This window comes from Desulfosporosinus sp. (assembly GCF_014237355.1).
GTDB lineage: Bacteria > Bacillota > Desulfitobacteriia > Desulfitobacteriales > Desulfitobacteriaceae > Desulfosporosinus.
The window spans coordinates 50,486-60,437 of record NZ_JABZFS010000010.1 but is presented as its reverse complement, the minus strand read 5'-3'; the positions used below and the strand labels follow the sequence as shown (position 1 = coordinate 60,437).

The following is a 9,952-nucleotide window of genomic DNA, read 5'->3' as shown; positions in this document are numbered from 1 at the left end:
GATATATCGATAAACCAGACCATGAGGATTATACCCTCGATGATGCTCTGCTATTGATTCTTGTTTTTACCATCCTTTTTACAGGCTTCATCTTAGAGGGGTTAAGAATTTACTCAACGAGTGATCCTTGGGCATGGTGGTCACCTGTTGGGCTATTGTTCTCTGTAGTGACTCAAATAGCGGGCTTATCGGTTTCCTCTGCTTTAGTACTTCATGCCTTCTTATGGTATTTTCATATGTTCTTAACCTTTGGGCTGATCGCCTATATCCCATTTTCTAAATTGTTTCATATGGTTTCATCTCCCTTAAACATCTTCTTGAAATCCTGTTCACCCATTGGAACGTTAACCCCTGTCGATTTTCCTTTAGAAGAGTCTAAGAACGTTGGAGTTGCTCATCTTAAAGACTTTAATCGGAAACAGCTTCTTGAATTAGATGCTTGTATTTCTTGCGGAAGATGTCAGAAAGGTTGTCCCGCGAATTTAAGTGGAGCACCTTTATCCCCAAGATCCGTAGTTCAAAGTTTAAAAAGACATTCCATCAAAGATAATAGCCACCCAATTATAGATAAGGCTGTTTCAAGAGAAACCCTCTGGTCTTGTACGACATGCGGCCTCTGCGAAGTAAAGTGCCCGATTTATATAGAACACGTTAAACGAATCGTTGATATGAGGAGAAGTTTGGTTATTAGCGATGCGGGCTTTCCCCCAGAAGTCCAGAAGGTATTTAATAATATCAAAGAATCCGGCAATCCCTGGGCCAAACAGTTAGACTTTCAAATTTGTCATATGGAAACGTCACAGGTTCCTCTTCTAAGCGAAAAAAAACAAACGGATATTCTATATTGGCTAGGATGTTTCGGAACGTATAATTCTCGCAATCAGAAGGTTTCTGAGGCCATGATCAGAATCCTAGATCGAGCAGGGGTTACCTATGCTCTATTAGGAGCGGAAGAACAATGTTGTGGAGATTCTGTGAGGCGATTAGGGAATGAAAGGCTCTATCAAGAGTTAGCACAAAAAAATGTGGACACTTTAAACCGTTATGAATTCAAGACAATCCTAACTCACTGTCCCCATTGTTATAACTCCCTAAAGAATGATTATCCTCAGTTCGGCGGGCATTATCAGGTGATGCACCATTCAGAGTTTATCCTAGAGCTTATTAAGTCAGAGAAGCTTAAACTGAAAGAATCTGATAAGCGCAAGGTTACCTTTCATGATCCCTGCTATTTAGGTAGATATAATTCTATTTATAATGCGCCAAGAGAGGTTTTAACTTCGATACCAGGATTAGAAGTGATAGATATGAAAAAGAACAATCGATCAATGGGTTTTTGTTGTGGGGCTGGTGGTGGACGTATATGGATGGGCAATAATAATCAGGAGAAAAAAATAAATAGCCTTCTATTGAAAAAGGCTATGCGAACTGAGCCTGATATTCTTGCCAGCGCATGCTCCTTATGTTTATCAACATTAACTGAAGCCGTTAGCCAGTCAGATGCAGGAATCGAATGCAAGGATATTGCCGAAATAGTACAGGATGCATTATAGCAAATGGACTGAATATAAATAAGCTGTTCTTATCTAATCTAATCTATATCACTAGGGATAACGAACCAGGCTACGAGATACGCTAAAAATCCTGTACCACCGACAAATAAAAGCAGAATTGCAGCAATCCTTATAAGACTGGGATCAACTTCTAAGTACTGGGCCAACCCTCCGCAAACACCACCAAGTTGCTTATCCTGGCTAGATCGATATAAGCGTTTCGACATGCTTTTTCCTCCTCTGCGCTCATTTTACAGCCCATAATTAGTATACTTCTTGGCTGTTTTTATGTCGCTACACTCTTAATACGTATGAGAAGCTGTATATGTTACACATTTATCAGATATCAATCTACTTTTCAATAAAGAAGTTCATAATAGACGAGGAGTGTAATCATTGTTCATCAATTCTAAACTTGCCCAGTTTCCTAAACACTGGCTTGGTGTTGTACAGGTTACTGGAGCTGCTATACTTTGGGGAACGTCAGCAACCTTGGCTAAGCACCTCTTCAATAGTGCTGTTTCGGCATTCGATGTAGCTCAGATGAGACTAACGTTGTCTTTTATACTTTTACTAGTGGTGCTTTCCATCAGTAAACCAATGCTACTACATGTCCGAAGGTCAGATCTTGGCTATCTTGCGATTTTTGGCATTATAGGCTTAGGATTACTTCAATTCACCTATCTTCTGGCACTGAGCTATACGAATGTGGCTACAGCCCTTTTCTTACAGTATACAGCCCCAATCATTATACTGATTGTCGGGTTATTATTGCGAACGGAAGTCCTCACTGGAATCAAACTGGTGGCTTTGAGTACGTCGATTATTGGAGGATATTTAATCGTAGCAGGCACGACTTCAGGCTTTGGGCTGAATCCTTTGGGTGTTATATACGGATTGGCTGCTGCTTGTACATTTGCTTTCTATTCAATGTATGGCAAACGCGGTTTGAAAACATATAACTCTTGGACGCTTTTAGTTTGGGGGATGGGTTTTGGTTCCTTAGTTTGGTGTATATACCAACCACCATGGACGCTGGCTCTGCGCTATGGAGGATTAGCATGGCTGCAATTTTTATACATCGCTGTGGTTGCCACAATTTTACCATTTGGATTATACATTAAAGGATTGCATAATCTTAGTGCCTTTGGCGCGGGGATGATTGGAATGCTTGAACCTGTCGTTGGTGCAATTTCGGCATTTTTCTTTTTGGGAGAATTACTATCATTGACCCAAATTTTGGGAAGTAGTTTGATTTTATTGGGAGTAGCCTTGCTTCAAATGAACGCCCTGAAGCGGAGTGGTGATCAAATCTATCCCCCTAAGCCAGAATTAGCCCTTCGTCAAAGTGGGAACTAGATATCAACAGTGTTAAAATTTAGAGGTTCTTAGAGCCTTATATAGTATAAAAAAGAGAGTTCTTGCGGTTAGAAAAAACGGCAGGAACTCTCTTTTGTCATAATAGTATTTCTTAGGACCATTTTTTAATTCCTTGCATATGCTGTCAATACACACTAAGAAGAAGCATGAATATACACGAAAGTTGTCAGTAAATATTTTCCAAAAAATGAAAGGAAATGTCGTTAGCTAAGAGAATAATTAAGCTATAAGGAGTGGGACCAGAGTGAAGTAGGTGTAAAGTTATTTATGAAGGATACGAAGTTCTTTCTTGAATTGGATGAACTATATCTGTTTAATCGAGGGGAACTGTACCACAGTTACTTAAAAATGGGTGCACATATCCTGGAACAGGGCGGAATCCGTGGAACAAATTTTACTGTTTGGGTGCCTGATGCTGAGCGGGTTTGCCTCGTAGGAGAGTTTAATGATTGGTGTTCCACAGGAAGTTCGATGATTGAAACAGGGAGTAGCGGGGTTTGGTCACTCTTTGTGCCTAAGGATCTCGAAGGACAGTTCTATAAATATGAAGTTCATACCAAGGACGGACGAGTGTTTCTTAAATCTGACCCGTTTGCCTTCTTTACAGAATTAAGACCGGCAACTGCTTCGATCGTTTGGTCACTAGAAGGGATTAAATGGCAGGATCAAGCTTGGATGAAGCATCGAAAAGAGATTAAGGTTAAGGAAATGCCGCTTTTGATATATGAAGTTCACCTGGGTTCCTGGAGAAGGAAAAAGGATGGATCCTTCTATAATTGGAGAACGTTAGCGGTTGAGTTACTAGACTATGTTCTTAAGATGGGGTATACACATATTGAGCTAATGCCTATTGCGGAACATCCCTTCGATGGTTCGTGGGGATATCAAATAACAGGGTATTACTCCTGTACGAGTCGCTTCGGCACCCCAAAAGATTTTATGTTTTTTGTCAATCAATGTCACCTAGCGGGCATAGGGGTTATTCTCGATTGGGTGCCTGGTCATTTTTGTAAGGATGCTCATGGACTAGGGGAGATTAACGGATCACCTGTGTATGAAAATGATAGAAATGAACAATGGGGAACTTACAACTTCAATTTTGAGAAAACTGAGGTTTGGAGCTATTTAATTTCTAATGCAGTGTTTTGGTTTGATAGATTTCACGTTGATGGGTTACGCGTGGATGGAGTCAGTAGTATGCTCTATGCTGACTACGGAAAGCCTGATACATGGAGACGGAACATTCATGGGGGCAGAGAGAATCTTCAGGCAGTTGCTTTTTTGCAGCGCTTAAATGAAGTCGTCTTTCAATATTTCCCCGATGTCCTTATGATTGCCGAAGAATCGACTGAGTGGCCACTTGTATCCTATCCCACAGACGTAAATGGACTGGGTTTTAATTATAAATGGAATATGGGTTGGATGAACGATACCTTGCGATATATAAGTCTCGATTTTCCTTTGCGTAAAGCAAATCATCGATTGTTGACCTTTTCAATGACTTATGCGTTTTCTGAATGTTTCATTTTGCCTCTATCCCATGATGAGGTTGTCCATGGAAAAAAATCGTTAATTGATAGAATGCCGGGGGATTACCTGCAAAAATTTGCTGGACTAAGAGGTTTATTGGGATATTGGATGTGCCATCCGGGTAAAAAACTATTGTTTATGGGTGGGGAATTTGCCCAGTTTATTGAGTGGAATGAAGGGGCGGAACTAGATTGGTTCCTTTTAGACTATGAGATGCACAGAAACCATCAGACCTTTGTAAGGGATCTAAACAAACTTTACATTAATGAAAAGGCCCTCTGGGAAAATGACCAAGATTGGTCAGGTTTTGAATGGATTGATGTGCAAAACCATGAACAGAGCATTTTGATCTTCTGCCGAAAAACACGAAATACCGAGGATTTTCTAATTATCTTAATCAATTTCCAAACCAACTGTTATGAGAATTTTCGTCTTGGTGTCCCCAAGCAAGGAAACTATCAGGAACTATTCAATTCTGATCAAGAGATTTATGGAGGGAACAATTACACTAATCAGTCGTTGCTCAAAGCTGAAAAGGTTTCTTGGCATGGGCAAGGATTTTCAATAATCATTAAGGTTGCTCCCTTAGGATTCATTGTTTTAAAACCAATCTCAAATAGTCAAGAATTGGAGGGACATAATGCATGTTTACCGACAAAGAAAGCTTCAAACAAGCCTATCTGATGAAGTTGATTGAGGGGGAGGGAATCACTGCTGATGAAGCGACCCCTTGGGATAAATTTGTAGCCTTAGTCATGTTGCTCAAAGAAAAAATGAGCTATTACCGAGCTATTAACAAAAATTCTATCTCCCAAGGAAAACAAATCTACTACTTTTCAATGGAGTTCTTAATTGGCAAACTTCTGCATAACTATCTGGTTAACTTTAAGATAGAGAATCTTGTACGAGAGGGTTTGTTAGAGCTGGGTATTAATCTTGATGAACTCTTAGAGCAAGAATCTGATCCTGGTTTGGGTAACGGAGGATTAGGGAGACTGGCGGCGTGTTTTCTAGATTCCATGGCTTTCTTAGGAATAGATGGACATGGCAACGGAATTCGCTATAAGTATGGATTATTTGAACAAAAGATTGTCTCAGGCAATCAAGTAGAAATAGCTGACAATTGGTTAAAAAATGGTTTCCCTTGGGAAATTAGAAAGCCGGATAAAGCGGTTATTGTTAAATTCAAAGGAACGGTGCGACCCGAACTTAAAGATGGGCGGGTTGTGTTTAATCACGAGAACTATGAACCGGTTTTGGCGGTGCCTTATGATGTACCCATTATGAGCTATAATAATCCCAGCTATATAAACAATTTAAGGTTATGGAGTGCAGAAACAATTTGCAGTGAACTTGATTTGGCCTGCTTCAACCGTGGGGAATTTAATCAGGCTACAAGTTTTAAGTCAGAAGTTGAAGCGATTTCATATATCCTCTATCCGGATGATAGTAGTCGTGCGGGAAGAGAGTTAAGGCTAAAACAAGAATACTTTTTTGTGGCAGCAGGGTTAGGGACTATTGTACGAAGCTATAAGAAAAAGAACGGTTTAAGTTCCTTACATGACTTCTCAAGGCGTGTTTCAGTTCATATCAATGATACTCATCCAGTTTTATGTATCCCCGAATTAATGCGTATATTAATCGATGAAGAAGGTATGGGATGGGATGAGGCTTGGAATATAACCGTCAACACCATGTCCTTTACCAATCACACGATCATGCCTGAAGCCATGGAAAAATGGCCCATCGATATGGTCAAAACTCTTTTGCCTCGGATCTTTATGATTATTGAAGAGATTGATCGAAGATTCAAAGAAGATTTAGTTGAACGTTTTATGGATGATGAGGAAGTAGTAAGTAACACCCATATATTAAAAGATGGGTATATCTTGATGGCTAACTTAGCCATTATCGGCAGCTCATCTGTCAACGGGGTTGCGCAATTGCACACTAAAATTCTTAAAAATGAAGTGTTTAAAGACTACTTTAGAGTTTTTGGGTATAAATTTAATAATAAGACCAATGGGGTTAATCACAGGCGATTTCTTTTGGCCGCTAATCCTAAACTGTCTCATCTAATCTCAGAAGCAATCGGACCAAATTGGAAGGAAGATGCTGGGGAACTCAAGAAACTTCAGGCCTTCAAGGAGGACCAGAGTTTTTTGGAACAGCTCGCCAAAGTGAAGTACGAAAACAAATGCCGATTGGCCGACAGGGTCAATTCTAACTATGGGATTATTCTCGACCCTGAGTCAATTTTTGATGTTCAAGTAAAACGAATTCATGCTTATAAACGGCAATTGCTCAACGTCCTAAAGATCATGCATTTATACAATAAGGGTGTGAATGAACCTCAGGGGTTGTCGGGGTCCCAAACGTTTATCTTCGGTGGAAAAGCAGCTCCAGGCTATCACTATGCTAAAACCATTATTAAATTAATAAATTGTCTTAGCAAAAAAATCGAGCAGGATTCAAGGGTTTGTCAGAACTTAAAAGTTGTTTTTTTGGAGAATTTCAATGTATCCCAAGGGGAGTTGATTTATCCAGCAGCAGACATTAGTGAACAGATATCCACTGCCAGCAAAGAAGCCTCAGGAACTGGAAATATGAAATTCATGATGAACGGGGCTCTTACCTTAGGTACGTTAGATGGGGCTAATGTGGAAATTAAAGAGGCAGTTGGAGAGGAGAATATTTTCATCTTTGGGCTTACTGCTGAACAAGTATTAGATTACACCCGTAATGGTGGGTATAAACCCTGGGATGAATACCACGAGCACTCTGATATACGAAGGTGTGTTGATCAATTGAACGCTGGTTTTTTCGATAATATGGGGGATGAATTCAGGACATTATACGATTCTCTAATGATCTATAATGATGAATTTTTTATCCTAAAAGATTTCCCCTCATACATCCAAACCCATGATAAACTCCAATCTCTATATTTGAGTCAAAAGGATTGGAATAAGATTTCCTTGCTGAATATTGCAAATTCTGGAGTATTCTCCAGTGATAGAACGATAAGAGAGTACGCGGATTGGATATGGAAAATTCGCTACCGTACCATTAATAGAATTTCTTCGACCTGAACACTATTAGCTAATAGTTCTAGATTCTTAAGGGGGAGGGATAATGTATGAAAAGGCAGGAATGTATTGCCATGCTATTGGCTGGTGGGCAAGGAAGTCGATTAGGAGGTTTAACAAAAAATCGTGCAAAACCAGCGGTTTCTTTCTGTGGTAAGTATCGTATTATAGACTTCACTTTGAGTAATTGCACAAATTCAAACATTAACACAGTTGGTGTTCTCATTCAGTATAAGCCATTTCTGCTCAATTCATATATTGGCTTGGGTTCAGCCTGGGACTTAGATAACCCTTTTGGCGGAGTCCATATCCTTCCCCCTTTTCTCGGAGAAACTGAAGGAAGTTGGTATAACGGAACAGCTAATGCCGTGTACCAGAATTACGAGTTCATCGATTATTATGATCCGGAATATGTGATTATCCTTTCAGGAGATCATGTCTATAAAATGGACTATACGGATATGTTGAGGTTTCATAAAGAGAAGAAATCGGAAATAACTCTCGCCACGATTCAAGTGCCATGGGAGGAGGCTTCCCGGTTTGGGATTTTAACGATAGATACAGATGCCAGGATTACTAAATTTACGGAAAAGCCAGCTGAACCAGACAGTAATCTGGCTTCGATGGGGGTTTATATCTTTAACGGTTCAACACTTAAACAAGCGTTAATTGCCGATAAGGGAGATTACCTATCGCAAAACGATTTCGGAAAAAACATCATTCCCCATCAACTCAAACAGAAGAAACGAGTCTATGCCTATAAATTTAATGGGTATTGGCGAGATGTCGGTACTATTGAAAGCTATTACCAGGCTAATATGGAGTCCTTAAGAGATGGACACTTCCTTAACATTTTTGATCCCAAGTTTAGGATCTTTTCTAATGAAGATATTTTCCCTCCACACTTTGTGGGGGAAACAGCTAAGATAGAGAATAGTTTAATTTGTAATGGGTGCATTGTGCATGGGAACATCATTAATTCAATCTTAGCCCCGGGGGTTTATGTGGGTGAAGGGGTAGAAATTAAGGATTCAATTGTATTACCTTATGTAAAAGTGCACAAAGGATCAAAGATTTATCGGACGATTGTTGGAGAAAATGCGGAGATTATGAGTCACTGTATTATTGGTGCGGAGGGAAACATCTCTCCTGCGCAAGAAGGGATAGCAGTTATCGAAGATTTTCATCAGGTTCCTGAAGGAACTGTTATAGATGCTGGTATGAATGTCTACAGGAGTCGGTAGATTTAAAGGGGGAAATTTGATGTCAAACGCTATAGGGATAATTTTTGCTAATAGCGGATCTGACAACTTGCAAGGGCTTGCCTTAGAACGACCAATAGCGGCTGTTCCCTTTGGAGGCAGATACCGTATTCTCGATTTTGCCTTATCGAGCATGGTCAATTCTGGGATCAGGACGATTGGATTAGTTACACCTCACCAATATCGACCGCTTTTAGATCATTTAGGGGCTGGAAAGGACTGGTTTCTAGAACGTAAAGACGGAGGTTTGTTTATCTTACCGGGAGTTATGCATGCCTTGACAGGAAACAAACATACATTTTGCATTAAAGACTTAGAGAATAACTTGGAATACTTACAGAAGGATTTTGTTGAAAATGTGCTCATTAGCAGTGGGGATCAAATCTTTAATATAAATTTTAGAGATACCCTAGAAGAGCACAAGGACAAGCATGCAGATGTTACCCTGATTTACAAAGATAATAATAACTCTGACAACGACCCTAATAGTGAAATTTTCCTAGAGTTAGACGAAGATAGAAGAGTCTCAAATATTCAAGATAAAAACGGAGTCGAAGGAAATGACCTTAGCCCTTCTCAATTTGTGAATATTTTACTCATACGTCGTGAACTATTGTTAGAAATTATTAAGAAATACAGTTCTTTTGGGTGTATAGACTTAATGACGATTATTGCTGTCAATCGAGGAGTTCTCAAAGTCTTTGGCAGTCCTACAAGTTCACTAATAAGTACAATTCGTACGATAAAGGATTACTATGACCGAAGTATGGATCTATTAAACTTAAACGTTCGTGAACAATTATGGTTGGGTGTGGATCGCACCCATACTAAAATTGTGGACAATCCCCCTACTAAATACACATCTAAGGCAAAGGTACAGAATTCTTTGATTGCCAGTGGATGTACCATAGCAGGAGAAGTCATAAACTCCATTGTTTTTCGTGGGGTAATTCTTGAGCAAGGATGTAGAATTCAAAATAGTATCATCATGCCGAAATGTCATATTTATGCCAATGCACAAACAAACTTTACAATTCTTGATAAATCAGTAAGAGTCCATGGAGAAAATGTCTTAAAAGGAAGTGAGTCTCACCCTTTGGTGATTCTCAAAAAAACAGTGATCTGAAAGGTGGGAGAG

7 protein-coding genes are annotated in these 9,952 nt (G+C 39.6%); 6 read left to right on the top strand and 1 reads right to left on the bottom strand.

Annotation, left to right across the window (positions count from 1 at the left end):
* Window positions 1-1,553 (top strand): heterodisulfide reductase-related iron-sulfur binding cluster (locus HGJ98_RS01915; RefSeq protein ID WP_291349302.1); only part of this gene is annotated, 1,553 nt, incomplete at its 5' end.
* A gap of 38 nt (window positions 1,554-1,591) precedes the next feature.
* Here the strand turns inward: HGJ98_RS01915 and HGJ98_RS01910 are convergent.
* A complete protein-coding gene (locus HGJ98_RS01910) occupies window positions 1,592-1,780 on the bottom strand; it encodes a PspC domain-containing protein (protein ID WP_291349301.1) in 189 nt (62 codons plus the stop codon).
* A 169-nt stretch (window positions 1,781-1,949) separates the two neighbouring features.
* Here HGJ98_RS01910 and HGJ98_RS01905 point away from each other — a divergent pair, with 169 nt between their 5' ends.
* From HGJ98_RS01905 to glgD, 5 genes are all read left to right on the top strand, one after another.
* Window positions 1,950-2,912, top strand: a complete 963-nt coding sequence (locus HGJ98_RS01905; protein ID WP_291349300.1) for a DMT family transporter — start codon at window positions 1,950-1,952, stop codon at window positions 2,910-2,912.
* Between the two features lie 288 nt (window positions 2,913-3,200).
* A complete protein-coding gene (gene glgB / locus HGJ98_RS01900; protein ID WP_291349299.1) occupies window positions 3,201-5,147 on the top strand; it encodes a 1,4-alpha-glucan branching protein GlgB in 1,947 nt (648 codons plus the stop codon).
* The gene (locus tag HGJ98_RS01895) at window positions 5,108-7,555 is read left to right on the top strand and encodes a glycogen/starch/alpha-glucan phosphorylase (RefSeq protein ID WP_291349298.1); all 2,448 of its coding nucleotides are present in this window, start codon (window positions 5,108-5,110) and stop codon (window positions 7,553-7,555) included. Before glgB ends, HGJ98_RS01895 begins: the two co-directional genes overlap by 40 nt.
* 47 nt (window positions 7,556-7,602) lie before the next feature.
* Window positions 7,603-8,796 carry a glucose-1-phosphate adenylyltransferase gene (locus HGJ98_RS01890; RefSeq protein ID WP_291349297.1) on the top strand — a complete coding sequence of 398 codons (1,194 nt, stop codon included), beginning with the start codon at window positions 7,603-7,605 and terminating at the stop codon, window positions 8,794-8,796.
* A 19-nt stretch (window positions 8,797-8,815) separates the two neighbouring features.
* Window positions 8,816-9,940, top strand: a complete 1,125-nt coding sequence (gene glgD / locus HGJ98_RS01885) for a glucose-1-phosphate adenylyltransferase subunit GlgD (protein ID WP_291349296.1) — start codon at window positions 8,816-8,818, stop codon at window positions 9,938-9,940.
* The last annotated feature ends 12 nt before the right edge of the window (window positions 9,941-9,952 follow it).